The 26,221-nt window shown below is 68.7% G+C and carries 24 protein-coding genes; 22 read left to right on the top strand and 2 right to left on the bottom strand.

The annotated features are described in order from the left end of the window. Positions 1–8: 8 nt before the first annotated feature. The 11 genes from nrdI to AB4078_RS06035 all read left to right on the top strand — a co-directional run bounded on the left by nrdI (position 9) and on the right by AB4078_RS06035 (position 11,915). Complete coding sequence (gene nrdI, locus AB4078_RS06085; protein ID WP_440733659.1) at positions 9–446, top strand: class Ib ribonucleoside-diphosphate reductase assembly flavoprotein NrdI; 438 nt, start codon at positions 9–11, stop codon at positions 444–446. Further along, positions 428–2,605 carry a class 1b ribonucleoside-diphosphate reductase subunit alpha gene (gene nrdE, locus AB4078_RS06080; RefSeq protein WP_441976368.1) on the top strand — a complete coding sequence of 726 codons (2,178 nt, stop codon included), beginning with the start codon at positions 428–430 and terminating at the stop codon, positions 2,603–2,605. Before nrdI ends, nrdE begins: the two co-directional genes overlap by 19 nt. A gap of 36 nt (positions 2,606–2,641) precedes the next feature. After that, a complete protein-coding gene (gene nrdF / locus AB4078_RS06075) occupies positions 2,642–3,619 on the top strand; it encodes a class 1b ribonucleoside-diphosphate reductase subunit beta (RefSeq protein ID WP_441976367.1) in 978 nt (325 codons plus the stop codon). A 238-nt stretch (positions 3,620–3,857) separates the two neighbouring features. Continuing rightward, complete coding sequence (locus tag AB4078_RS06070) at positions 3,858–4,631, top strand: FCD domain-containing protein (protein WP_441976366.1); 774 nt, start codon at positions 3,858–3,860, stop codon at positions 4,629–4,631. A 101-nt stretch (positions 4,632–4,732) separates the two neighbouring features. After that, positions 4,733–5,782 (top strand): ABC transporter substrate-binding protein, encoded by a 1,050-nt coding sequence (locus tag AB4078_RS06065; RefSeq protein WP_441976365.1) that lies wholly within the window; start codon positions 4,733–4,735, stop codon positions 5,780–5,782. 31 nt (positions 5,783–5,813) lie between these two features. After that, positions 5,814–6,599, top strand: coding sequence for an ABC transporter ATP-binding protein (locus tag AB4078_RS06060; protein ID WP_441976364.1), 786 nt, complete (start codon positions 5,814–5,816; stop codon positions 6,597–6,599). Beyond that, positions 6,596–8,221, top strand: coding sequence for an ABC transporter permease (locus tag AB4078_RS06055; protein WP_441976363.1), 1,626 nt, complete (start codon positions 6,596–6,598; stop codon positions 8,219–8,221). The genes AB4078_RS06060 and AB4078_RS06055 overlap by 4 nt, the downstream gene beginning before the upstream one ends. A 37-nt stretch (positions 8,222–8,258) precedes the next feature. Beyond that, positions 8,259–9,461: an amidohydrolase family protein gene (locus AB4078_RS06050; RefSeq protein ID WP_441976362.1), complete on the top strand. Its 1,203-nt coding sequence runs from the start codon at positions 8,259–8,261 to the stop codon at positions 9,459–9,461. 164 nt (positions 9,462–9,625) lie between these two features. Continuing rightward, the gene (locus AB4078_RS06045) at positions 9,626–9,793 is read left to right on the top strand and encodes a hypothetical protein (protein WP_441976361.1); all 168 of its coding nucleotides are present in this window, start codon (positions 9,626–9,628) and stop codon (positions 9,791–9,793) included. Between the two features lie 283 nt (positions 9,794–10,076). Then, positions 10,077–11,123 carry an ABC transporter substrate-binding protein gene (locus AB4078_RS06040; protein ID WP_441976360.1) on the top strand — a complete coding sequence of 349 codons (1,047 nt, stop codon included), beginning with the start codon at positions 10,077–10,079 and terminating at the stop codon, positions 11,121–11,123. 48 nt (positions 11,124–11,171) lie between these two features. Then, on the top strand, positions 11,172–11,915 hold the full coding sequence (locus AB4078_RS06035) for a nucleoside phosphorylase (protein ID WP_441976359.1): 744 nt from the start codon (positions 11,172–11,174) through the stop codon (positions 11,913–11,915). Positions 11,916–12,035: 120 nt separating this feature from the next. Here the strand turns inward: AB4078_RS06035 and AB4078_RS06030 are convergent, their stop codons facing one another. Continuing rightward, entirely contained in the window at positions 12,036–12,698 is a 663-nt protein-coding gene (locus tag AB4078_RS06030; RefSeq protein WP_441976358.1) for a FadR/GntR family transcriptional regulator, read from the bottom strand. 249 nt (positions 12,699–12,947) lie between these two features. Between AB4078_RS06030 and AB4078_RS06025 the strand changes: the two genes are divergently transcribed. The 11 genes from AB4078_RS06025 (at position 12,948) to AB4078_RS05975 (ending at position 24,930) form a co-directional block, all read left to right on the top strand. Continuing rightward, positions 12,948–14,057, top strand: a complete 1,110-nt coding sequence (locus AB4078_RS06025; protein WP_441976357.1) for a sugar phosphate isomerase/epimerase family protein — start codon at positions 12,948–12,950, stop codon at positions 14,055–14,057. A gap of 8 nt (positions 14,058–14,065) precedes the next feature. Next, positions 14,066–15,238, top strand: coding sequence for a M24 family metallopeptidase (locus AB4078_RS06020; protein WP_441976356.1), 1,173 nt, complete (start codon positions 14,066–14,068; stop codon positions 15,236–15,238). A gap of 41 nt (positions 15,239–15,279) precedes the next feature. Next, positions 15,280–16,413, top strand: coding sequence for an ABC transporter substrate-binding protein (locus AB4078_RS06015; protein ID WP_441976355.1), 1,134 nt, complete (start codon positions 15,280–15,282; stop codon positions 16,411–16,413). After that, positions 16,410–17,216, top strand: a complete 807-nt coding sequence (locus tag AB4078_RS06010; protein ID WP_441976354.1) for an ABC transporter ATP-binding protein — start codon at positions 16,410–16,412, stop codon at positions 17,214–17,216. The genes AB4078_RS06015 and AB4078_RS06010 overlap by 4 nt, the downstream gene beginning before the upstream one ends. Next, positions 17,216–17,956: an ABC transporter permease gene (locus AB4078_RS06005; protein WP_441976353.1), complete on the top strand. Its 741-nt coding sequence runs from the start codon at positions 17,216–17,218 to the stop codon at positions 17,954–17,956. Before AB4078_RS06010 ends, AB4078_RS06005 begins: the two co-directional genes overlap by 1 nt. Before the next feature lie 9 nt (positions 17,957–17,965). Next, positions 17,966–18,733 (top strand): ABC transporter permease, encoded by a 768-nt coding sequence (locus AB4078_RS06000; protein ID WP_441976352.1) that lies wholly within the window; start codon positions 17,966–17,968, stop codon positions 18,731–18,733. 10 nt (positions 18,734–18,743) lie between these two features. Next, a complete protein-coding gene (locus AB4078_RS05995) occupies positions 18,744–20,114 on the top strand; it encodes a hypothetical protein (RefSeq protein ID WP_441976351.1) in 1,371 nt (456 codons plus the stop codon). Beyond that, positions 20,114–21,193, top strand: coding sequence for a sugar phosphate isomerase/epimerase family protein (locus tag AB4078_RS05990; RefSeq protein ID WP_441976350.1), 1,080 nt, complete (start codon positions 20,114–20,116; stop codon positions 21,191–21,193). Before AB4078_RS05995 ends, AB4078_RS05990 begins: the two co-directional genes overlap by 1 nt. Continuing rightward, entirely contained in the window at positions 21,190–22,719 is a 1,530-nt protein-coding gene (uraD, locus tag AB4078_RS05985) for a 2-oxo-4-hydroxy-4-carboxy-5-ureidoimidazoline decarboxylase (protein WP_441976349.1), read from the top strand. The genes AB4078_RS05990 and uraD overlap by 4 nt, the downstream gene beginning before the upstream one ends. A 169-nt stretch (positions 22,720–22,888) precedes the next feature. Continuing rightward, on the top strand, positions 22,889–23,647 hold the full coding sequence (locus AB4078_RS05980; RefSeq protein ID WP_441976348.1) for a patatin-like phospholipase family protein: 759 nt from the start codon (positions 22,889–22,891) through the stop codon (positions 23,645–23,647). 170 nt (positions 23,648–23,817) lie between these two features. Beyond that, the gene (locus tag AB4078_RS05975) at positions 23,818–24,930 is read left to right on the top strand and encodes a fatty acid desaturase family protein (protein ID WP_441976347.1); all 1,113 of its coding nucleotides are present in this window, start codon (positions 23,818–23,820) and stop codon (positions 24,928–24,930) included. A gap of 76 nt (positions 24,931–25,006) precedes the next feature. Here the strand turns inward: AB4078_RS05975 and AB4078_RS05970 are convergent, their stop codons facing one another. Beyond that, positions 25,007–26,107 carry a serine hydrolase domain-containing protein gene (locus AB4078_RS05970; RefSeq protein ID WP_441976346.1) on the bottom strand — a complete coding sequence of 367 codons (1,101 nt, stop codon included), beginning with the start codon at positions 26,105–26,107 and terminating at the stop codon, positions 25,007–25,009. Between the last annotated feature and the right edge of the window lie 114 nt (positions 26,108–26,221).

The following is a 26,221-nucleotide window of genomic DNA, read 5'->3' as shown; positions in this document are numbered from 1 at the left end:
GCGATCTCATGAACGCCGCCACCGCGACCGCCGCGCCGCTGCTGGTCTACTTCTCGAGCATCTCGGGCAACACTGCCCGGTTCGTCGAGAAGCTGGGCCTGGAGGCGCGGCGGATCCCGCTGCACAGCACGGAGGAGCCGCTCGTCATCGATGAGCCCTTCGTGCTGGTCACGCCGACCTACGGCGGCGGGCAGGGTCGCGGCGTCGAGAAGGGCGCCGTACCCAAGCAGGTCATCCGGTTCCTCAACGACGAGCGCAACCGGCGACACATCCGCGGAGTGATCTCCGCAGGCAACACCAACTTCGGCGACGCGTTCTGCGCCGCCGGTGACATCATCAGCCGCAAGTGCCACGTGCCCCACTTGTACCGGCTCGAGATCTACGGCACACAGGACGATGTCGATCGCGTGAGCGACGGATTGGAACGATGGTGGAAGCAGCAGTGAAGGACTCAGCGCCGGTGAAGGGCGAGATCGCGTTCAAGGCCAACGCAGCGTACGAGGGGCTCGACTATCACGCCCTCAACGCGATGCTGAACCTGTACGACGCGGACGGCAAGATCCAGTTCGACGCGGACAAGCGCGCGGCGCGGGAGTACTTCCTGCAGCACGTCAACCAGAACACGGTGTTCTTCCACTCGCTCAAGGAGCGCCTGGACTACCTCGTGGAGAAGGAGTACTACGAGGGCGCCGTCCTGGAGAAGTACTCGTTCGAGTTCATCCAGAAGCTCAACGACCTCGCATACTCGAAGAAGTTCCGCTTCGAGACGTTCCTGGGCGCGTTCAAGTACTACACGAGCTACACGCTGAAGACCTTCGACGGCAAGCGATACCTGGAGCGCTTCGAGGACCGCGTCGTGATGACCGCCCTCGCCCTCGCCGACGGCGACGAGAAGCTCGCGACGGGCCTGGTCGAGGAGATCATCTCCGGCCGCTTCCAGCCGGCGACCCCGACCTTCCTCAACGCCGGCAAGGCGCAGCGCGGCGAGCTCGTCAGCTGCTTCCTGCTGCGCATCGAGGACAACATGGAGTCGATCGCCCGCGGCATCAACTCCGCCCTGCAGCTGTCCAAGCGCGGCGGCGGCGTGGCGCTCCTGCTCTCGAACATCCGCGAGTCGGGTGCCCCGATCAAGCAGATCGAGAACCAGTCCTCGGGCATCATCCCCGTGATGAAGCTCCTCGAAGACTCCTTCTCGTACGCGAACCAGCTCGGCGCGCGTCAGGGCGCCGGCGCGGTGTACCTGAACGCGCACCACCCCGACATCATGCGGTTCCTCGACACCAAGCGCGAGAACGCCGACGAGAAGATCCGCATCAAGACGCTGTCGCTGGGCGTCGTCGTGCCGGACATCACGTTCGAGCTCGCCAAGAACGGCGAGGACATGTACCTGTTCTCCCCGTACGACGTCGAGCGCGTCTACGGCGTGCCGTTCGGCGACATCTCGGTCACCGAGAAGTACCGCGAGATGGTCGACGACCCGCGCATCAAGAAGACCAAGATCAACGCGCGCGAGTTCTTCCAGACGCTCGCCGAGATCCAGTTCGAGTCGGGCTATCCGTACATCATGTTCGAGGACACGGTGAACAAGGCCAACCCGATCAAGGGCCGGATCAACATGTCCAACCTGTGCAGCGAGATCCTGCAGGTGAACACGCCGACGACGTTCAACGAGGACCTCTCGTACGACCAGATCGGCAAGGACATCTCCTGCAACCTGGGCTCGCTCAACATCGCCCTGGCGATGGACGGCGGCGACCTGGCCAAGACCGTCGAGATGAGCATCCGCGCCCTGACCGCGGTCAGCCAGCAGAGCCACATCGCTTCGGTCCGTTCGATCGAGGACGGCAACGACCGCTCGCACGCGATCGGCCTGGGCCAGATGAACCTGCACGGCTACCTCGCTCGCGAGCACGTCTTCTACGGTTCCGAAGAGGGTGTCGACTTCACGGACATCTACTTCTACTCCGTGCTGTTCCACGCGCTGACCGCATCGAACCGGATCGCGATCGAGCGCGGCGAGACCTTCGACGGATTCGCCGACTCGACCTACGCGTCCGGTGAGTTCTTCGACAAGTACATCGATCAGGAGTGGGTGCCCGCGACCGACAAGGTCAAGGACATGTTCGCCGGTCACCACATCCCGACGCAGGACGACTGGAAGGCGCTCAAGGCGTCGATCCAGGAGCACGGCATCTACAACCAGAACCTGCAGGCCGTCCCGCCGACCGGATCCATCTCCTACATCAACAACTCGACGAGCTCGATCCACCCGATCGCGGCGAAGGTGGAGATCCGCAAGGAAGGCAAGCTCGGCCGCGTCTACTACCCGGCGGCGTTCATGACGAACGACAACCTGGAGTACTACCAAGACGCCTACGAGATCGGCTACGAGAAGGTCATCGACACCTACGCCGCTGCCACCCAGCACGTCGACCAGGGCCTGTCGCTGACGCTGTTCTTCAAGGACACCGCCACCACGCGCGACATCAACAAGGCGCAGATCTACGCGTGGCGCAAGGGCATCAAGACGATCTACTACATCCGCCTGCGTCAGATGGCCCTCGAGGGCACCGACATGGCCGAATGCGTCAGCTGCACGCTGTGATCCGTCGTTCGATCTGGGATTTCTGAAGGAAGAGACATGACCCCCGAACCGCTCAAGCTGGTCGACCGTGTCCAGGCGATCAACTGGAACCGCATCCAGGACGACAAGGACCTCGAGGTCTGGAACCGTCTGGTGAACAACTTCTGGCTGCCCGAGAAGGTGCCGCTGTCCAACGACATCCAGTCGTGGAACACGCTCACCGCCGAGGAGCAGACCCTCACCATGCGGGTGTTCACCGGCCTCACGCTGCTGGACACGATCCAGGGCACCGTCGGCGCCGTCTCGCTCATCCCCGATGCGATCACCCCGCACGAGGAGGCCGTCTACACGAACATCGCGTTCATGGAGTCGGTGCACGCGAAGAGCTACTCCTCGATCTTCTCGACGCTGTGCTCGACGAAGGAGATCGACGAGGCGTTCCGCTGGTCGGTGGAGAACCCGAACCTTCAGAAGAAGGCTCAGATCGTCATGGACTACTACCGCGGGGACGAGCCGCTCAAGCGCAAGGTCGCCTCGACCCTGCTGGAGAGCTTCCTGTTCTACTCGGGCTTCTACCTGCCGATGCACTGGTCGTCGCGGGCGAAGCTCACCAACACGGCAGACCTCATCCGCCTCATCATCCGCGACGAGGCCGTGCACGGGTACTACATCGGCTACAAGTTCCAGCGCGGCCTCGAGACTCTCGACCAGGCCAAGCGGGATGAACTGAAGGACTACACGTTCTCGCTGCTGTACGAGCTCTACGACAACGAGGTGCAGTACACGCAGGATCTGTACGACGGCGTCGGCCTCACCGAGGACGTCAAGCGGTTCCTGCACTACAACGCGAACAAGGCGCTCATGAACCTCGGCTACGAGGCGATGTTCCCCGCGACCGTGACCAACGTGAACCCGGCGATCCTGTCGGCGCTCTCGCCCAACGCGGACGAGAACCACGACTTCTTCTCGGGATCCGGATCCTCCTACGTCATCGGCAAGGCCGAGGCCACCGAGGACGAGGACTGGGACTTCTGAGCCACGTCTCAGCCCCGGGTGAACCGACGAGGGCCCGGATCCTGTGGATCCGGGCCCTCGTCGCGTTCTCCCATGACGTCCGTGACGCGGCGCCGCTTCCACGCGATGACGGCCGAAGCCCCCACGCGCGTCAGGGGGAAGTGATGCATGATCATCATTCCCGACTAGCGTCTGTCACTATTGACAGACGCTAGTCGGCGGCCTAGGCTCGGATCATTCACCGACCGAAGGAGTCAGGATGAGGGATCTGTCCGCCGTCGAACAGGCGATCCTGTCCGCGCTGCGCACGCAGACCGCTCCGGCCGGTTCGCGGATGATCTGCCGAGAGCTCGCGATCGCGGGATTCGAGACGAGTGAGTCCACGGTGAACAGGCTCCTCTCCGGGCTGGACTCCCGAGGGTTGACCGATTCGCTCGGGCGCAAGGGGCGCGTTCTGACGGGGGAGGGTCGTCGCGTGAGCGAGGTGCTGCATCTCGATCGGCACCGCAGCATCTATTTCGAGCGCGCCCTGCAGATGCACAGCGTCGAAGACCTCATCGATCACCTGATCGCACGCCGCGGGATCGAACGCGAAGCCGCCCGCGCCGCCGCGCTGCGAGCGACCCCGGAGGAGGTCGCCCTGCTCCGCGCACTCGCCGATCCCACAGGGCCGGCCCTTCACGACCGGCTGGGATTCCATCGCGCCGTCGGCGACGCCTCGCACAACAAGCAGATCCAGGCGATCGCGAACACCCTGTTCGTCGAACGTCTCGACCCGCTGGAGAGCGTCACCCTGACGGTCGGCCTCAGGCAGGGAGTGCTCGCCGAATGGGAGAGCGACCACCGTGCGATCGCCGCGCGGATCGAGGAGCGCGACCCTGACGGGGCGGAGCAGGCGATGTTCGCCCATCTCGACGGGACGATCCGCGAGACCGAGGCCTTCGCCCGCAGCGGCTGGGGCGAGGTCATCCTGCAGCAGCTTCGCGAGGGCGTCGAACGTTCGTCGCCGCAGGCCATGCCGCATCCCTCCTAGTTCCACGCCTTCCCCGGATCGGGTCATCGACCCGGTGCTCGGCGTGCCTGCAAGACCCCGCCCAGATCCCTCCTCACCCGAACTCTTCTAAGGAGACTGCAATGTCGCACCACCCTGAATCCCGGCTCGCCGTCGATCGCCGCTCCTTCCTCCGTCTCAGCGCTCTCGGTGCGGGAGCGCTCGCGCTCGGCGGTTCGGCGCTCGCTCTCACCGGTTGCGCGCCCACCGGCTCCGGCTCGGGCGGAGGGGGCAGCGCCACCGTTCCCTTCACCACGAAGCTCGGCTGGATCCCCGACGTCGCCTACGCCGGCTTGTTCATCGCGAAGCAGGACGGCCTGTTCACCAAGGCCGGGCTCGACGTCACGATCCAGCCCGGCGGGCCCAATTCTCCGGTGGTCCCGCTGGTCACCACGGGCAAGCTCGACGTCGGCCTGGAGTCGATCCCCGAGAACGTCGCTTCCGCGATCAAGAACGGCGTCAAGCTCCGCATCGTCGGAGCCGGTCTGCGCAAGAGCCCGGAATGCTGGATCTCGAGAGCGGACAACCCCATCAAGACCCCGAAGGACATCGAGGGAAAGAAGCTCGGAACCACGCTGAGCGGGCAGAACCTGATGATCGAGTTCATGAAGCGCAACGGCGTGGACCCGAGCACGGTGACGCTCGTGCCGACGCAGTTCGACCCGGCGCCGCTCGCCGTGGGGGAGGTCGATGCCCTGCTCGGCTTCGCCTCGAACCAGCCGGTGGCGCTGAAGAACAAGGGCATCGACACCTACGTCATGCCGACCGCTGACTTCGGCCTCAACCGCATGCAGCAGGTGTTCTTCGTGACTCAGGCGACCCTGGACGACAAGGCGAAGCGAGCCAGGGCGAAGGCGTTCCTGCTCGCTGCCCGCGAGGGCACCACCAAGATGCTCGCCGATCACAAGGCCGCCGCCGAGCTCACCGTGAAGCTGTACGGCAAGGAGGTCGGGCTCAAGGTCGCCGACCAGACCGCCAACCTCGATGCCCTGGCCCCGTTCGTCGCCGGCGACGACACCTCGGAGCTGTTCCTGATGTCCGACACGCTCATCGAGCAGACCATCGAGAGCCTCGGCCTCATCGGCGTCAAGGCCGACAAGTCCCTGTTCACCAACGAGCTGCTCCAGTCCTGACCCGACGGACTCGAGATCAACGGAGATCCCCATGCGAAGCGACATCGCCGAACCCGGCCTGCGCATCGAGGCGCTGAGCAAGACCTTCGACACCGATGGCACGACCGTCCAGGCGCTCGAAGACTTCACCTACACCGCGCGCAAGGGCGAGTTCATCGGACTGCTCGGCCCGTCCGGCTGCGGCAAATCGACGGTGCTCCGCGTGCTCGCCGATCTCGAGGCCGCAACCTCGGGAACCGTCGAAGTGCACGGCACGTCGCCGCGTGACCTGCGCCGCAGGCACCGCATCGGCGTCGGCTTCCAGGACGCCGGCCTCCTGCCCTGGCGCTCCGTGGAGGCCAACGTCCGGCTGCCGCTGGAGATCGCGGGCATGAAGGACGATCAGACCGTCGACGAGCTCATCGAACTGGTCGGGCTCTCCGCCTTCCGCAACGCGCGTCCTGCTCAGCTCTCGGGCGGTATGCGCCAGCGAGTCTCTCTGGCACGGAGCCTGGTCACCGAACCCGACCTTCTGCTGCTCGACGAGCCGTTCGGCGCTCTGGACGATCTGACCCGGCAGAATCTCAACTTCGAACTGCAGCGGATCTGGTCCGAACGCGGAACGACGACGGTGCTCGTCACGCACGGCATCGCCGAGGCCGTGCTGCTGTCGGACACGGTCATCCTGATGTCCCCGCGACCCGGCACGATCGTCGACGTCGTGACGATCGATCTGCCACGACCGCGCACGGCGGAGATCCTGGAGGACCCGGAGTTCCACGCGCTCTGCGACCGGCTGTCGCGTAAGCTCTTCCACGCTCAGGAGGCGGGTCGGTGAGCACCGCGACCAGCGTCGTGGACATCGGCGTGCGCCGCCGCAGGCGGGTCTCCGCACCGTCGCTGGCGCCGCTGCTCTCCGTGCTCATCCTGGTGGCGATCTGGCAGATCGGATCGCTGCTCACACCGCTCGTGCCCGCACCCTTCGCCGTCCTGCAGCAGATCGGCGCCGACGCGGCGTCGTATCCGGCGAACATCGCGCAGACGATGAGCACGGCGGGGCTCGGATATCTGTGGGGCAACGGCATCGCCATCGTCCTCGCCCTGCTCACCCTCCCGTTCCCTCGGGTGCAGGCGGTCCTCGAGCGCGTGGCGGTGGGCGCCATCGCCCTCCCGCTCATCGCCGTGGCGCCCATCCTCGTGATCGTCTTCTCCGACAACGTCCCCGGCATCATCCTCTCCGCGCAGGCGGTGGTCTTCACGACGCTCGTGGCTGTCATCCTCGGACTCGGCAACGTCGATCAGAGCGCGCTCGACCTGGTTCACGCGGCCGGTGGCTCGAGCTGGACGGCGATCTGGAAGGTCCGCCTCCCGGCCGCCATCCCGAGCCTCGTCGTGGGGCTTCAGATCGCCGCACCGAGTGCGATCCTCGGGGCGATCATCGGCGAGTACATGGGCGGAAGCAAGGGACTCGGCGTCGCCATGATCCAGGCGCAGGGGGCCTTCGACGTCCCCCGGGCCTGGGCGCTCGCCCTCGTCACCTCGGCTCTCGCCGCGATCGCGTTCCTGGCGATCCCGTGGATCGTGCGCCTGACGATGCCCTGGGTGGGCCACGCCAATTCCACGATCGCCGCGCGTGCCACCGCGCGGCCGAGCCGGCGTCTTCGGTGGCCCCTCGCCCTGGGACGGGTGCTGCTCTCCGTCGTCGGCACGATCCTGGTCGTCGTGGTGGCATGGTGGGGGCTGTCGGCGGCGGTTCCCGGCGGCGAGCTCGTCGCGAAGGGGCCGCTGTCGGTGATCCGCTACTTCACGGATCCGGCATCGGTGATCGTCAGCCAGAGCGGCCAGCAGCAGAGCTCGATGGATGCCCTGCTGGCCTCCCTCGGGCAGACGGCCTTCGACGCCGGCGTGGGTTTCCTCGTCGGTACGGTGCTGTCGATCCTGATGGCGGTCATCGTGCACGAGTTCCGCACCGTCGAGGCACTCATCATGCCCGTCTCGATCGTGCTGCGCTCGGTTCCGATCGTGGCGGCCATGCCGCTGCTCGCCCTGATCTTCGGCCGGGGGATCCTCGCCGTCACCGTGCTCATCACGATGATGACGTTCTTCCCGACGCTGGTGAACCTGCTGCTCGCGATGCGCAGCGCCCCCCGCGGCGCCGTCGACCTGTTCTCGGCCACCGGGGCGACACGGGCGCAGCGGATCCGCAAGCTGCTCATCCCGTACGCACTGCCTGCGCTGCTCGCCTCCGTCAAGGTCGCGCTCCCGCTCTCGGTCGGCGCGGCGATGGTGGCGGAGTGGCTGGCCACCGGCACCGGCCTCGGGGCCGCGATGACGGTCGCGGCGACCATGTCGGACTACGACTTCGTGTGGGGCGGCGTCGCCGCGGTCCTGCTCATCTCCCTCTTCCTCTATCAGCTCGCCGGATACGCGGAGCGCAAGATCGCCGCGCGCCTGGGCTGACCCCTTCCTCCACTCAATGACGAAAGCAGGTATCGCTGTGCGCAGACTTCTTCTCAACGGCCGTGTCGAGGGCGCCGAGGCCACGGACATCGTGATCGCCGACGGCCGGATCGCGCAGATCGTTCCGGCGGGAGACGCCAGAGCCGAGGCGGGCGACGAGGTCGTCGACCTCGCCGGCCAGCTCGTCCTCCCCGGCTTCGTCGACGGACACTCGCACGCCGACAAGAGCATGTGGGGCGAACCGTGGACGCGCCGGCGTTCCATCGACATCACGATGGATCAGATGTTCGAGGACACGCTGGAGCAGTGGAAGCTGCCGCAGTCGTCCATCAAGGATCGGGCACGGCGGTTCCTGCACAAGAGCATCGCGGCCGGATCCACGACCATTCGCGCCTACGCCGATGTCTTCCCCGGCATCGATCTGCAGGGCGTGCACGCGCTGCTCGAGCTGAAGGAGGAGCTCGCGCCTCTCGCGGACATCCGCGTGGTCGCGTTCCCGCAGCTCGGGATCCTGCGCATGCCGGGAACCGAGGACCTGCTCGAGCAGGCGCTGAAGGACGGCGCGGACGGCATCGGCGGGCTCGACCCCGCGGCGGTCGAACGCGAGGCCACGCAGGTGCTCGACATCGTCTTCGGGCTCGCCGACAAGTATCAGGTGGCCGCCGACTTCCACGCCCATGAGGTCGGCGAGCTCGGAGTCTGGCTCGTCGAGCGGGTCGCGGAGCGGACGAGGGCCCTCGGCATGGCCGGGAAGGTCAGCATGTGCGATGTGTTCGCGCTCGCCGAGCCCAGCCCCGAGCAGTTCGAGCGGCTCAGCCACGCGTTCGCGGATGCGGGCATCGCGTTCTCGATCGGGGTGCACGGGCTCCTCCCGGTGCCGGACGTCAAGGGCCTGCACGATGCCGGCGTGGCGATGTGCCTCGGGTCGGACTCCTCGCGCAGCCTGTGGTCGCCCTGGGGCGACGGCGACATCCTGTCGCGCGCGATGATGATGTCGTACAAGAGCTACTGGCGCACGGATGACGACCTCGAGCTCGCCGCACGGCTGGCGACGTCGCTGGGGCACCAGGCGCTGGGCGCGGCTGCCCGGAGCGTCGAGGTCGGCGAGGTCGCAGACCTGGTCGTGCTTCCCGGTGAGGCCGTCGCCGAGGTCGTGGTGCAGCCGGTGCCGCGCTCGCTCGTCCTGAAGGGCGGCGTGGTCGTCGCGCGCGACGGCGAACTGGCCTCCGTCGCAGGCTGAGCGACGAAGGCTCTCCGCGGGGCGCGGAGAGCGATCCGGGGCCGCGGTGGGGTGCCGCGGCTCCGGATCTCACCGCGGGTGACGGCACCGGCCGCCGCATCCTCGACAGCGGATCCGCCGCCCCCGGGTTCCTCAGCACCCGTACTGATCGAAGGCGATACAGGATGAAGCAGACGGCCGCGCTCGGAGCGGTGAAGGCACCCGGTGCCTCCCGCCCCCGTTGCCGTCGCGCGGGGCTCGGGATGCCCCTGCCGTACGGACAGGCGCTGTGGAACGAGGCGGTCGGCCCGAGCCCGGGTGAGGGCGGAAACACCGGGCCTCCGATCGCCTGACCGACTGCCATCCCCGATCGATGAGCGAGCGCCGTCTCCGACGCATGCGCCGCATCGGGCCGGCTCCGCTGCGGCGGAGCGGCGTCGGGGCGGATCCACGGTGCGCGGCCTTCGCGGGGCGATGATGCCCCACACGCGGAGCGCCGAGTCCTCAGGCGGGAACGCGGTGCCGTCGCGCAGTGCGCGGACGGAGCACGCTGCCCGCTCGTGTTGTCATGCGTCATCACCGGCCTACCCGGCCGCTACGCGACTCCCGTCCTCTGTGTTCAAGATCGGAACTGTCATGCCCTCTCCCTCATCCATCGACTCTGCTCGCGGTGTCTCCCGCCGGAGCTTCCTGAAAGCCATCCCCTCGGTCGGCCTCTTCGCCGCCGGCATCGTCGCCGGGGCCCCGTTGCTCACGTCCTGCAGCGGCGGTGATCCCGCGACCGGTGCAGCCTCCTTCGAGTTCAAGCTGGCGTGGATCCCGAGTGCCGAATACGCAGGATTCTTCGTCGCGCAGCACGACGGCCTCTTCGCCAAGGCCGGGGTCGCACCGAAGATCCTCCCCGGCGGCCCGAACTCCGCCTCGATCCCGCTCGTGACGTCCAAGCGCTCGCTCGTCGCCGTCGAGGCGATCCCCGAGAACGTGGCGAACGCGGTCAAGTCAGGCAGCCCGATCAAGATCGTCGGCGCCGTCTTCCAGAAGAGCCCGGAATGCTGGGTCTCCCTCGCGGAGAACCCCGTCGCGCAGCCCAAGGACATCGAGGGCAAGCGCCTCGGAATCACGCTGGCCGGCCGCAACACGGCGATCGTCTTCATGGAGCGCAACGGCGTCGACACGTCGAAAGTGACCCTGGTGCCGATCCAGTTCGATCCTGCCCCGCTCGTCAACAACGAGATCGATGCCCTCTGGGGCCTCGCCTCCAATCAGCCGGTGACGTTGGAGCTGGCGGGCCACCCCACCCACGTGATGGCGCTCGCGGACTACGGCTTCAACCGGATGCAGAACGTCCTCATGGTCCACGAGGACACGCTCAAGGACAAGACCAAGGCCGACACGGTGCGCAGGTTCCTCGCTGCCTCGCAGAAAGGGTGGGCATCGGCGATCGCCGACCCGGAGAAGGGGGCCGCCGTGACCGTCGACGCCTACGGCAAGGACCTCGGCCTGAAGCTCAGCGACCAGACCGCGGTGCTCAAGGCGATGATCCCCTACATGGCCCGCACGACGGACAAGGACAAGCCCGCCTTCTGGATGTCGGACGCCCTGGTGCAGGAGAGCATCACCAGTCTCGCCAGCATCGGCATCACCGCCGACGCCGCCATCTTCACGAACGAGCTGCTCTCATGACCGCCTCTCAGGATCCACTGACCATCTCGCTCCCCAGGAGGACCACCCATGGCTCGTGAAGGCCTGCAGCACCACATCCACCTCGCCGACGCCGACAGCGCCGCCTATGCGCTGCTGCCGAACGATCCGGCGCACTCGAAGATCGTCGCGTCCTACCTCGACGATGCGCGGCTCGTCGCGCAGAACCGCGAGTTCGAGACCTGGCGCGGATTCCTCGACGGAACTCCCGTCGTCGTCACCTCGACCGGAGTCGGCGGACCGTCCACCGCGCTCGCGATCGAGGAGTTGTACAAGACGGGCGTGCGCACCTTCATCCGGGTCGGCGTCTCGTTGACCATGCAGCCGTTCGTGAAGACGGGGGATCTGGCGATCATCACCGGAGCGATCCGCGACGAGGGCACCAGCCGGCAGTACCTGCCCATCGAGGTTCCCGCCGTCGGCGACTTCGACGTGATCGCCGCGCTGCGGCGCGGCGCCGATCTGGCCGGTGCGCGGCGCCACCTCGGCATCGCGCACTCCAAGGACTCGTTCTACGGCGAGACCGAGCCCGACCGGCTCCCTCTCGCTCGGCGTCTTCGCGAGAACCTCGAGCTGTGGGCCGGTATCGGCGCGCTCAACTCCGAGATGGAGACCGCGTCCGTCTATGCCGTGGCGACGGCACTTGGCGCCCGCGCGGGCAGCGTCGTGATGATGTGGGGCGACGGCGCGAGCGGCGACAACCCGCCGTCCCTCGAGCAGCTCCATCGCACGGGGGTCGAGGCAGTGCGCCTGCTCATCTCGCAGGACGACTGACGACGGCCTGGGCCGGCGACGGGTGGACGTCCCGCCGGCCCCGACCCGCCCGGTGCGTGACGTGGCGGCCGAAGCTGCGCAGAGCGATGCGGCCGGGGCGAGCAGCGTTCGCCGATCGTGTCATCCCAGCAGATCCCGTAGGAACTGGCGGTAGTCCTCATGAAGCGCGTGACAAGCGAGGAGCGCGGCCTCGCGATCTCCTCCCAGCGCCCCGCCGGCGAGTGCGCGATGCCGATCCAGGATGTCGGCGCTCATCGCGCCGTCCGCCGGGCTCACCCTGACCACGGCGGCGATGTCCTCGGTGAGGTTCTCCCACTCCCGCACCAGGGACGGCGATCCGGCCGCGGCGATGATCGCCCGGTGGAATTCGTGGTCGGTCTCCGTCGTGGCGATGCCGGCCGCGACGCGGCGCTCGAGCTCGGCGAGCGCCTCTCGGATCGCGGACGACGTCTCCGGACGTTCCTCCCGCCGGTTCGCGAGGGCGATCGAGCCGGCCTCGATCGTCTCCCGGGCGATGGTGACGTCGATAAGCGAGCGCTCGGCCTCGCGCGACTGCTGCGCGATCTCCTTGTCCGTCACGTACGCGCCGCGGCCGATCTGGATGTCGACCAATCCGAGGGAGCTCAGCATTCCGAGGGCCTCGCGCACGACGGGCCGGGAGACGCCGAACGACTCGGAAAGGCGGCGCTCGGAGGGGAGGCGCTGCCCCGCGGGGTACGCCCCGGACCGGATGCCGTTGAGCAGTTGGTCGGCGACGTCGGCGCGCCGGGTGCCGTTGCTCATCGCGCGTTCGCCGGTCGCGGAAACCCGAAGGCGGGGGCGTGCGGTGCTCGATCGGCCATCGGTCTCCTCTGTCAGCCGGATCGGGAGGCGGGCGGCCCGAGGGATCTCGTCGCCGGAAGAGCTCCACCCTATCGCTGCGCGCGCGGGGTCGCGGAGGGGGCCGGCGCCGAGGGGAAATCGCTCTGGACAGTTCGCCATCTTCTCTCTAACCTAATTGGTATTACCGGTTTTACCAATGAGGCGGACGGAATGTCATCGACAGGGTTGCAGGAAGTCGCGCGGCTCCCGATCGGGGTCGATGCGCGGAAGTTCCCCGGCGGCCTCCGCAATGCGCCCAGCACCACCCTGCGCCGAGCAAGGGAAGAGGGGTTCGACGGGGTCTTCTTCCGGACGGTTCTGGATCTCTCACCCTCTCTCGATCCTGCGGAGCTGCATGATCTCCGCCAGCTGGCCGATGACCTCGATCTCTACCTGGAGACGGGGCTCGGGAAGGTCAACCCTTACGCGATCCCGGAGAGCCCCGAACTGCGCGCGGCCGGAGACGGCGACACCCTGCTCGGCTTTCGCCGGATGATGGAGGCGAGCGCGGAGATCGGATGCCGCGAGCTCTGGGCGGCCACGGCGGGCTACCAGCTGCGCGCGTCGGGACGCTTCGTCTGGGACCGCTTCCGCACCGACGTCTCCTGGGCGGACCAGCTCGACGCCACGGTCGGCTTCCTGCGGAGGCTGCGGCCGATCGCGGCGGATCTCGATGTGCATGTGAACCTCGAGACGCATGAGGAGATCACCAGTTTCGAGCTCGTGGGCATCGTGGAGAGCGTGGGGGCCGACGTGTTCGGCATCGTGTACGACACCGCCAACCTCGCCCAGCGGCTCGAGCACTACGCGTGGACGGCCGCGAGGGTCGCACCGTATGTGCGACAGGTTCAGCTCAAGGACTGCACCGTCACGCCGCACGCCGAAGGGTACGAGTTCGCCCTCGCCTCCAGTTGCGGCGAGGGCACGATCGATTTCGGAGTGATCCTGCGTGAGCTCTCCGCCGGTCCGGTTCCGCTCAACCTCACGATCGAGGCCCGGGAGTGCGTCGACGACTACCCCGGACCCGCACCCGTCATCGTGATGCCGATCCAGGATCCGGAGTTCGTGGCCTCGCACCGGGACCTCACCGTGCCCGAGTTCGCGGCGTTCGTCGGGTGGGGGGCGTCGCCGATCGGCGTGCACGAGGACCGGGACACCGCCAGGTTCGACGAACCCGCGGCTCTGCAGGCTCTCCGACGGAGCCGAGACCATCTGCGCGGGGTGCTCGCCCAGCTGGACCGGGATCGTCCGGCCGCGACAGAAGGGGATGTGGATCGATGACGACGTCGATGGCAAGGATCGATGCGCTGCGCGGACGCCTCGCCGACCGCGGGCTGCTCGCGGCGCTGGTGCTTGGGGCGCCTGCCGCCGCGGGACCGTTGGCCGACTCGCCGGGGAACATCCGGTTCCTCACCGGATGGGTGGCCCCGCTCTCGCCCGCCGCCCTCGTGCTGCCGGCATCCGGGAGCCCGGTCGTCCTCGCGTTCGGCCCTCACGATCCGCGCGGATTCGAGGCGGCCGTTCCGGACGGGGCCGTCGTCATCCGGGTCAACGGCAACGACGAGTTCGCTCGGACGGTCGCCGACCTCCTCGGCGAGGCAGGGCGGGAACGTTACGGCATCGCAGGACGGGGAGAGAGCGCGACCGCGCTGTCGGAGGCCCTGGCCGGCGCGATCCCAGGGGCACCGGTCGCCATCGACGGCGATCTCGTCCGTCTGCGGCTCACCGCCATCGGCGACAACGCGAGCGCGGCCAGGCGTGCCGCGGAGATCTCGGATGCGATGGTCGACGCCGTCATGGCGGCGGCATCGTCATGCACGCTCACCGGCGCAGAGCTGATGATGCTCGCGGAGCGGGTCGGCCGCGAATCGGGTGCCGAGTCCGCCGGATGCTGGCTGTCGACCGGGCCGGCGCCGGAGACGACGTACTTCGAGACCCGGGAGCTGCAGGCCGTCGTCCGTCCCGGCGACCGCGTGCAGCTGGGCACGACGGTGCGCGTCGACGGAGTCTATGGCCAGTGCCTGCGCATGGGGCAGGTCGGCGAGCCCGGTGCCGCGCTCTCCGAACACGCCGCGATCCTGCGGGATATCCAGGATCGGGCAGCAGCGCTGTGCCGTCTCGGAGCGCCGCTGAGGGCGGTGCATGAGACGATCACCGCGCTTGTGGACGACGCCTGCCCTTACCCGCGCGGACGCGATCCGTTCCGCTTCCAGCTCGCGCACGGCCTCGGCCTGAGCTACTCCGAGCCCGGCATGCGCGCCGTCTCGGGGCCGATGACGGACGAGGATCTCGCCGAGCTCTGCTTCACGGAAGGCATGGTCGTCGAACTGCATCCGAACTACTCCGTCCCCGGCATCGGCCACGTCTGCCTCGGCGACATGGTCGAGGTCACCGCGGACGGCCCTCGTTTCCTCACCCGCTCCGACCGATCGCTGCGCAGGCTCGGCAGCGATCCCCGCTGAAGTCCCACCTCACCCGACATCCGACCCGAAGGGCACGCATCATGGACGATCACACCCCCTCCACCCCCTCCCGCAGCGGCGAAGCCTCGTTCTGGAACCGCCCCCGCACCCGGCGGGCGATGCTCCGCACCGCCGTGCTCGGCGGCGCGGCGATCGGCGGCGCGGCTCTGCTCAGCGCCTGCGCTCCCGACGCGTCCAGCGGGAGCGGCCCGAGCAGCACGAGCGGCAAGGACCTGAAGAAGGTCAAAGTCGCACTCGGCTGGGTCACCGATGTCGGTTTCGCCGGCTACTACCTCGCGATCGCCCGGGGCTACTACGCCGACGAGGGTCTCGACGTGGAACTGCTCCCCGGTGGCAACAACACGCCGCTGCCTCCGGTGCGGGTCGCCTCGGGCGCGGCCGACTTCGGCATCGACGCCAGCATGCGCCAGTCGCTCGAGGCCATCGCGCAGGGCAACGATTTCGTGATCCTCGGCGCGCACAACCAGGAGGATCCGACCGGACTGATCTCGCTCGCGAAAAGGCCCGTCAAGGGTCCGAAGGATCTGCCCGGCCTGAAGATCCTCAGCCAGCAGGGCACGCAGCAGCTGCTCGAAGGGCTCTACAAGGTGAACGGGCTCACGCCGGACTACACCTTCGTGCCCGCGGGATTCGACATCGGGCCCCTGCTGGCGGGCCAGGGTGACGCGTACAACGGGTATGTCACGAGCCAGGCGGTCACTCTCGAGACCCAGCACAAGCTGAAGAAGGGGAGCGGCTACGAGGTCGCGACCTACGGAGACCTCGGCTGCTCGGCCTACGCGAATCTGGTCACCTGCAAGCGCAGCTTCGCCACGGCGAACCGCGAAGCCGTCGTCGGTTTCATGCGGGCCTCGGCGCGCGGATGGCAGGACAATGCCGACGATCCCAAGGCCGCGGTCAAGCTCGTGATGGAGAAGTACGGCGTGGACCTCGGTCTCGACGAGCAGCAGCAGCTGCGCTCGAACGAGCTCATGATCCCTCTCACCGAGAGCGCGCTCACGAAGGCGAAGGGCATGATGCGGATGGACGCGGCCATCGTGAAGGAGAAGATGTATCCCTGGTTCGAGCTCGTCGGCACCCAGCTGCCGGACTTCGCCAAGGTCTTCGACCCCACGGTGCTCGATGAGGTCTTCAAGAAAGGCCCTCGCCTGTGAGTCCCACCGACGCGAGGACCACATCCGGTGCTCCCGCCGTCGAGCTGGAGAAGGTCACCGTCGAGTTCCGACGCGGCAGACGCAAGGAGTCCCTGCTCGCTGTGTCCGAGCTGGATCTCCGTGTCGAGGAGGGCGAGTTCGTCGCACTCCTCGGCCCCTCCGGCTGCGGGAAATCGACTGTGCTGCGCACCATCGCCGGGCTTCAGGACACGACCAGCGGGACGGTCCGAGTGCTCGGGGGTCCCTCCTCCCGGCTCGTGGACAGCCACCGCCTCGGCGTGGCGTTCCAGGACTCCTCACTGCTGCCCTGGGCGACAGCCTGGGACAACATCGCGCTTCCGTTCCGCATCGCGAGGCAGACGCCGCCCCCGGGCCGCATCGACGAGCTGCTGGCGATGATGGGCCTCTCGGGCTTCGCCCGGTCACGCCCCAAGCAGCTCTCCGGCGGCATGCGACAGCGCGTGTCGATCGCCCGGGCGATGGCGCTGTCACCCGAGGTGCTGCTTCTGGACGAGCCCTTCGGCGCCCTCGACGCCGTCACCCGGCGACGGCTCAACCTCGAGCTGGGCGCGATCTGGGCCGACCAGAAGACGACCACCGTCCTGGTCACCCATGACGTGCCCGAGGCCGTCCTCCTCGCGGATCGCGTCGTGGTGATGACCGGGCGCCCCGGCAGCATCGCGCACATCGAGAAGATCTCCGACGCACGTCCGCGCGGCGAGCAGTTCAGCACCAGCCCGGAGTTCCACGACGTCGTCGACCGCCTCACGCGCATGCTCGACCATCCGGAAGGACATCCCTGATGTGGCGCAGGATCGGCACCGCGATGCTCGGGATCGTCATCCTCCTCGGAGCCGCAGAACTCATCGGACGCTTCCAGCTCGCCGGCCCGACCTGGCCCCCGCTGACGACCGTCGTGCAGTACGCGACCACGGAACCGGGGCGGACGATCCTGCTCCGCGCGGTCCAGGTGTCCGTCGGAGAAGCCCTGACGGGCCTGCTCATCGGGACCGTGGTCGGACTGGCCTCCGCCGCGATCGGCATGCTCGTGCCGTGGCTGCGACCCGGGATGAACCAGCTGGCGATCCTGCTGAGCACGGTTCCGCTGATCGCGCTCGGACCGATCCTCGTGACGACCGTCGGAAGCGACGGGACGCCGACCATCATCGCGGCGCTCGGCGCGGGTTTCGCCGTGTTCGTGGCGATGTCCTCGGCGCTCACCCGCCCCACGGGCGGGCTCGGCGACGTGTTCTCGGCCCTGGGCGCGTCGCGGCTCACGATCCTCGGGATGCTCCGTCTTCCGGCCGCCGTGCCGGCCTTCTTCGACGGTCTCGCCCTCGCGGCGCCCGCCGCGATCCTGGGCGCCGTGGTCGGGGAGTGGTTCGGTGCGCCTCGAGGCATCGGCGTGCTCCTGGTGACCTCGATGCAGAACTACGCGATCCCGCAGCTCTGGGCCGCGGCCATGTGCGTCGCGCTCGTCTCGCTCATCGTCTACGGGCTTCTCGTCGGGGCTCGTCGACTCGCCTTCCGCCGATTCGCCTGAGGACCTCCCATGAACTCTTCGCAGACCTTCGGGCGCGGTCTTTCGCGCGCCGCACAATCGCTCTGGCCCGTCGTCCTCTTTCTCCTCGGGTGGTGGCTCTGGGTGCGTGTCAACGGGTACACGGACCTCGTCGCACCCACTCCGCTGTCCGTGCTGCTCGACATTGTGCAGAACCCGCTCATCTACCTTCCGCCCACGCTGATCACTGCCGCGACGGCATTGGCCGGGCTCGTGCTGGGCACCATCACCGGGATGGCCCTGGCGATCCTGGTCTGGACCTCGCCGCTGCTGTCCGCGGTGCTCATGCCGATGGCGGTGCTGCTCCGGGTCGTTCCGGTCGTCGCTGTCGTCCCGGTCATGATCGGCGTGCTCGGCACGGGCAAGCCGACGGTCGTGGCGATCACGGTGATCGTGACGTTCTTCCCGGCGTTCAGCCTGATCAGCACGGCCCTGAGGTCGCCGACCGACACCTCCCAGGACCTCTTCCGCGCGCTGGGCGCCTCCCGGCCGCAGCTGCTTGCGCGGCTGCTGCTGCCTTCGAGCGTGCCGAACCTCCTCACGGCGGTGCGTCTGTCCGCGCCGAGCACGATCCTCTCCGCGATGCTCGCCGAGTTCCTCATCGGGCAGAGCGGGCTGGGCTATCTCTTCGTCTCCGCGACCGCATACTCCGAGCACGCCAGGGCATGGGGCGCCGGCATCGTCGCCACGATCCTGGCTGTGATCGTCTACCTCCTTGCCGATCGCCTGGAGCGATGGGGATTGGAGCGGGTCTCATGAGGCGGCCGTCGTGACGGGCCGAGGTCCGATCAACCCCGAACGCGCGGCACGGATCGACGGAAGCCACTGGGTCAGCCCCCTCAACTTCGAGGATGAGGTGACGTCGCAGCTCGACTTCCCGAGCCCGCTCGGGCTGATCGACAGCACGCTCCGCAAGACCGCGTACACGGCGGGCGCATCCTGCAGCATCGACGGTTACCTGCGCATTGCGGCCGCACTCGACGACGCCGGGGTGAAGGACGAGAGCCTCAATCTCGACTGGTGGGGCGATCCCGATCCGCAGCCGCGGGAACTGGATCTCGTGCGCGAGGTGCTGCGCGGAGGATTCGGATTCACCGTGAACGTCTTCGCCGATGCCCTCCTCGGCTGGGGCGACGGCGCGCCGGGGCCGGATCCGCGTTCCGTCGTCGACCTCCTCGCCGAGATGGGTGCGCGGGTGATCGCGCCGGGCCTGGTGGATGCGCCCGATCCCGCGGTCGAGTCCGCGCAGGCACGCGATCTCGAAAACGTCGTGGCATACGCGCAGGAGTGCGGTCTCGACCTCACGGTGACGCTCGCGAACGTCGGGCGCCGCGATTTCGCCCGGATGCTCCGCGTCGTCGACCACGCTGTCGCGCTCGGCGCGGTGCGGGTGGACCTCATGGACTCGACGAGCAGCCTGAGCGCGGATGCGATGCGCGTGTTCGTCCGCCGATTCCGTGCCGGGCTCGCCCGACCGGTCCCCGTCACGATGCACGTGCACGACGACTTCGGCTTGGGCACGGCGGCCGCGATCGCCGCCGCCGGCGCGGGTGCCGGTCCCGACGTGTCCGTGAACTCGATGTCGTATCGCGCCGGCTTCGCGGCGATGGAGGAGGTCGTGCTCGCCCTGGAGGTGCTGTACGGCGTCGATACCGGGATCAGGGTCGACCGGCTGCAGTCCCTGTCGGAGCTGGTGTCCCGCGAGTCGGGCGTTCCTCTTCCCGGACTCAAACCGGTGACCGGGCGCTACGCGCACCTCAAGAGCACGGCGATCGACGCCATGCTCACGCTGCGGGACGGTCCCGACGTGTTCCCGCCGGTGTCCGGGAGCGTCCACCCCTCGGTCACAGGAGCGGAGGCGCGGTGGGTGTGGGACGGCATGAGCGTGCGCGAGTCGGCTCGACTGCTCGCGAGAGCGCTGGGGACGGAACTCGACGACGCGGAGGTCGATGCTGTCAAGGCCGCGCTCGACGCCGCGGCCGCCCGACGCGCGGCGCCCACGGCCTGGCTCGAGGCGAACGAGGCCGCGGACATCGCACGGCAGATCATCGACACGCTTGCGGGCCGGACGGCGCCCACCACGGAAACGGCAGCCGGGGCGCCCGGCCTCGGCCGCATCCCGACGACGAGGAGGAACTGATGCGCATCGGAATCGACGCGCGGCACGCGCCCTGGACGCGTCCGCTCACCGCACTCGAGCAGGTCGCCGATGCGGCCGACCGCGGCATGGAGGGGATCTTCTTCCGGACGATGCTCGACATGAGCTCCGCTCTTGATCCCGGCGAGCTGCGCGACATCCGCGCTCTCGCCGACGAACGCGGGATCTACCTGGAATCCGGTCTGGGCAAGGTCAACACCTACGCCCTCGCCGAGACCCCCGAGGTCCGTGAGATCGGCGACGGCGACACCGTGCTGGGCTTCCGCCGGATGATCGAGGCCGCGGGCGGCATCGGGCTTCACGAGCTGTGGGTCTCGACGGGCGGCTACAAGCAGTTCGGCGGCCGCTTCACCTATGACCGCTATCGCACGGACGTCTCCTGGGGAGATCAGCTGGCCGCCATCGACAAGTTCGTGCACGTCCTCGCGCCGATCGCGCGCGATCACGGCACGCACCTGAACGCCGAGACCCATGAGGAGATCACCTCGTTCGAGCTGGTGCGGCTCATCGAGTCGGTGGGCGACGACGTGATGGGCATCGTCTACGACACGGGGAATCCGCTGCAGCGGGCGGAGTCGCCGGCCGAGACGGCGCGCCGTGTCGCGCCGTACGTGCGTCAGACGCACCTCAAGGACGTGGCGCTGTTCTTCGATCCTCTCGGGATCCGCCATCAGCCGCGGCCGATCGGGGAGGGGGTGATCGACATGCGGGCCGTGCTCGGTCCGCTCGTCGAGGCCAACCCCGGGCTCAACCTGTCTATCGAGAGCGGAGGGCCCTGGGCGCGGCCTGAGGGCGTCCCGGAGCCGGCGCCCGGGATAGCGCTCTACGATCCCGTCTGGATCGAGGGGCACCCCGATCTCCTCGTCGGCGAGTTCGCGGCCTACCTCTCCCTGGCCCAGCAGTATGCCGATCGCGTCTCCGCGGGGGAGCGGGCCTCCTTCGAGGCCATGGCCGGTCACCCGGTCACGGTCGAGGAGGCCTGGGACTGGATCCGCCGGTCCGCCACGACGATCCGCACCGTGCTCGCCCAGCTCGGCGCCGACGACGCGGTGCCCGTGTGAGCGGGGCGGTGGATCCCGTGCTCTCCGATGGGGGACAGGCGCTCGCCGAGGCGATCGCGGCGTCCGGTGCGGCCGTCGGGGTCGCGGCACGCGATCTCGCGGCCCTCGACTCCGCCGTCGGGCCGGACGCCATCGCAGCCGGAGCCTCCGAGGTCGCGGAGCTCGGCGGACGGATCATCCTGCTGGGCTCGGTCCGGCAGGCCAGCCCGGAGCTGGATCGGCACGAGCTGCGCGACGCCGCGGCGGCCGCGCGGGCGCACGGAGTGGCGCTGCACGCCAACATCGGCGCTCTGCACGAGAACCGGTATCAACCGGAGTTCGCCGCCGACACCCTCGCCGCCGCCGACGACCTCGAGATCGCTCAGTTCCACACCATCTTCGGACTCATGGAGGACCGATTCTCGACGGGCCCCGCCTGGTCGGATTCGCTCATCCGCGCCGTCGGACCTACCCGCCGGCTCCTGGACCGCGCGGATCGCCCTCTCGTGCTGCGCACGCACGAGGAGATGACGACCTTCGAGGCCGCACGGTTCCTGGACGAGGTCGATCATCCGGCGCTGCGCATCGCGTACAGCCCCGTGAACGTGGTCTGCCGTGTGGAGGACCCGCTCCACGCCTACGACAGGGTCGACAGCCGCACCACGACGCTGTTCCTCGACGACGGCGAACAGGTCCGGGTCCCGACGGGCGCCGACCGGCGCCTGCGGCCGCTGGGCGAAGGCACGGTCGACTGGCTCTCGGTGCTCCGGCGGTTCGGCCGTCGCCCCGGAGGCGTCGTCCTCCTGGACCTCGCCCAGGCGACCTTCGACGTGCCGTTCTACGACGCCGATTGGCTCGCTCATCAGCCCGACCTCACCCCGGGCGAGTTCGCGCGTTTCGTGCAGCTCACGCGTGCCGGAGGTGCGCGGCAGTCGTCGATCGATCGCCGGAGGGCGGTCGCGCGCCAGGTGCTGAGGCAGGCCCACCGGATCCGGGAGAGCACGCGGAGCGCGCGAGAACCCGCGCTCAGCTGGCTGGCGTGGCTGGACACCCTGGACGAGCGTGAGATCGAGCAGCACCTGGGCGGCGTGTTCGAGCATTCGTCGTGGGTCGCGGCCGCGGTCGCGGAGGGGCGCCCGTATCGAAGCCTGGACGAGCTGCATCGCGCCATGATGTCCGTGATCCGGCGGCTCCCGGAGAGAGAGATCGACGCGTTCCTCGCGCGGCATCCGGACCTCGGTGCCGACGCCGCGGGCCTCACGACGGCGTCGTCGCAGGAGCAGGCAGGAGCCGGACTCCTCACGGCGGATGCCTCGAGGGCGGGTCTCATGCGCGAGCTGAGCTCGGCCTATCGCCGCGCGCACGGATTCCCTCTCATCGTGGCCGTTCGAGGGCGGGGCGTCGATGACGTGGTGCGGGAGATGCACCTCCGTCAGACAGGCGACACGGCCTCGGAGCGCGAGCGCGCGCTCGAGGCGATCGGAGCGATCACCCGCATGAGGCTCGACGTGCTGAGCGAGGAAACCGCATCTGCACGCATGTCGTGATCAGCGACGATGTGCAGACCCCGTTCGATGACGAAGCGGCGCGGTCTCGGCCGAAGAGGACTGGATCCGCTTTCCTCGCGGGTCCGGGCCTGTTGTCATCTCGCTGAGGGTCAGCCGTTGCGCAGGCGGCCGCTGATACCGTCTCCTGACGGCCGACGAGGGGAGAACCGTGACCGACGACCCGACCCTCGGGCTGACGCTGAGCGGCGGCGGAGCGTACGGGGCCGCCCAGGCCGGGGTGCTGCAGGTGCTCGCAGAGCGCGGCATCCGCCCCGGGATCGTCGCGGGGACGAGCGCCGGCGCCCTCCTCGGCGCAGCGTACGCGGCCGGATTCGACGCCGACGCGATCGAGCGCGCGGTCCGCGGCTTTCGCTGGGGTGCGATCGCCCGCTGGTCGCTGCGGCCTCGCTGGGGCCTGCTCGACACCCATGCCGTGACCGACGCGATCCACCGCATCCTCGGTCGCGACCCTCTGATCGAGGACCTGCCCCGCCGATTCGGCGCCTACGCGACGGATCTGCGCACACGACGCGGCGTGATCCTCGACCACGGTCCGCTCAGCACCGCCCTCCGTGCCACGGTCGCCGTCCCGGGGGTGCTGCCGCCGGTCCGCCGGGACGGCGCTCTGCTCGCCGACGGGGGGATGGTCGACAACGTCCCCGACGCCGTGACTCGCGCACTCGGCGCGGAGCGCACGATCGTCGTCCGGCTGCACGCCAAGTGGGAGAACGTCCGCATGATGCGCACCGTCACCGCGACGGCGGATCTCGTCGCCGACCCTACCGTCCTGCTCATCCAGCCGGAGATGGAGCGCATGGCGCAGTGGGTGACGAAGGATGTCCCCCGGCTCATCGCCGAGGGGCGGCGCGCCGCCGAGGAGTCGCTGGACGCTGCGGACCGCGACGGCCGCGTGACGTCCGTCGCCTGACCGCCGCCCCGCCGCTGTCCGGGAGTCTTGCGTGAACGCATTCGAGGCGGATGCACAGGCGTCGCATGCCCGTCCCCGCATATGCCTGCGCGTAGCGTGGGACCAGCGATCGGCGCCCGCCTTTGGCTCCAGCTCCGGCCCTCGGCCGGACCCAGGGAAAGCGCTCATCGATGACGTCTGTACGCACAGAGATCCCCTCGCGTCTGGGGCCCGTCCGCCAGACCTACGCCCGCCAGGAGGATTTCCCGCACGTCGCGCGTGCGTTCGTCGAGGTGTCACGGGTGGTGCGGGAGACCGGGCTGATGCAGCGTACGCCGAGGTTCTACGTGCTCGTGGCCGCCGCGCTCGCGTGCGCGTTCGGTGCGGCGATCGCGGGGTCCGTGCTCTTGGGGGACAGCTGGTTCCAGTTGCTCATGGCCGCCGTCTTCGGGATCCTCTTCACCCAGGTCGCTTTCCTCGCACATGAGGCCGCGCACAGGCAGATCCTCACCACCGGACCGGCGAACGATCGGCTCGCGCGTGTCCTGGCCGCCGGCGTCGTGGGCATCAGTTATTCCTGGTGGGACTCCAAGCACAGCCGTCATCACGCGAACCCGAACCGCGTCGGGAAGGATCCCGACATCGAGGTCGACACGATCTCGTTCCTCGAGGAGGATGCCGCACAGGCACGGGGCCTGATCCGGATGATCACGCGCAAGCAGGGCTGGCTGTTCTTCCCCCTACTGACGCTCGAGGGGCTCAACCTGCACTACCTCGGCATCAAGCACCTCATGGGCCGCGAGCCGGTGAAGGGCCGCTGGGTGGAACTCGGGCTGATCGCCGCTCGCTTCGCGCTCGTGCTGACGCCCCTCTTCCTGCTGCTGCCGCTCGGCAAAGCCGCCGCGTTCGTCGGCGTCATGCTCGCCGTCTTCGGCGTGTACATGGGGGCGTCCTTCGCGCCGAACCACAAGGGCATGGCCGTGATCGCCCCTGACGCGCGTCTCGACTTCTTCTCGAAGCAGGTCTACACCTCGCGCAACATCCGCGGCGGCTGGTGGGCCACCTGGCTCATGGGTGGGCTGAATTACCAGGTCGAGCACCACCTGTTCCCGAGCATGTCCCGGAAGCACCTGGCCCGGGCCAGCGAGATCGTCCGCGAGTTCTGCGTCACCCACGACATCCCCTACACCGAGACGTCGCTGGGACGCTCCTACGCGATCGTCATCGACTACCTCAACCGGGTGGGGCTCGCCGCTCGTGACCCGTTCGACTGCCCCATGGTCGGGCAGTACCGGCGCGCCTGATCGAGGGCGTTCGTCGCCCCTTGGTCGTGGCCAGGCCACGGGTGACGCGCCGCCTCGATCTCCGGCGCAACGCCGCTCAGGCGAGATCCGCGAAGAGCGCCATCGTCTCCGCACCCATCTCGATCTGGGCCAGGATCACCCGGAACGATCCGTCGGGATCGATGTAGAAGTCGGTGCCCAGACCTCCGGACCACCCGTAGCGGCCTCGGTGCGGCCCGTCCGTCTGCACGGCGACGCCGTAGCCCCAGCCCACCCCGTCCCAGAAGCCGGGGAAGAAGCTGTCCGGCGTCTTGAGCCGCGCCGGAACGCGATCGGTCCGCATCTCGTCGAGCAGGTTCGGGTGCACGATCGTCCGGTCACCGGCGCGGCCGCCGGAAGCCAGCATCCGGGCGAACGACGCATAGTCCGACGCGGTCGAGACGAGCTCGGCGTGACTCAGATCGAACGGTGCCGGCGCGACGTAGAAGCCCGAACCGGCGGGCTCGATCTCGAGCAGCCCGCCCGAACCGTCGTGACGGTGGGCGGCGGGAAGGCGGTGCGCCTGCTGCGGCGGAACGGAGTATCCGGTGTCGACCATGCCGAGCGGATCGAAGATCTCGTCGGCGAGGTGATCCTGCACGGGGCGCTCCACGATGCGGCCGAGGAGGATGCCCAGAATCCCGAAGGAGTGGTGGTACCGCCATCCCGTTCCGGGCTGGAACATCAACGGGAGCTCGGCGAGGGCGTTCAGCCAGTTCTGGGCGCCGAGCGCGACCGGGTCCTGGCTCGCGTGGGTGCGACCCTGCACCATCGCGTCCCGTAGCGGTCCGGGAGCGGTCGTCATGCCGTATCCGGAGGTGTTGGTGAGCAGGTGCCGGACGGTGATGGGCGATTCGGCGGGCACGACCTCGTCGAGCGCTGACTGCGGAGTGCGCAGAACACGGCGATCGGCGAGCTCCGGGATCCACCGTTGCACGGGGGCGTCGAGCTCGAGCCGGCCCTCCTGCACCAGCTGGAGCGTCGCGACCGCCAGCACGGGCTTCGTCATCGACTGGATGCGCACGATGGCGTCGAGCGGGAGATCGCCCGAGGAGAGGATGTCCAGCCGGCCTGCGGCGTCCCCGTCGGCGACCACGATCCCGGGCGCGGTTCCGCTCGCGACGTGCCTGTCGAGGATCTCCTGCAACGGTGTCGTCATCGATCCGGCTCCTTCACCTGCGCGGGCATCGTCATAGGGGTGGTCCCGGCCCACTCTAGGCGGAGGGCCGGCGATCTCTCTCGGCAGCGCGATCGGCTCGGCGACCGGTTGTCA

This window comes from Microbacterium sp. 2MCAF23, from assembly GCF_052115565.1.
Taxonomy (GTDB): Bacteria; Actinomycetota; Actinomycetes; order Actinomycetales; family Microbacteriaceae; genus Microbacterium.
This window is presented reverse-complemented; position numbering and strand designations above follow the sequence as displayed.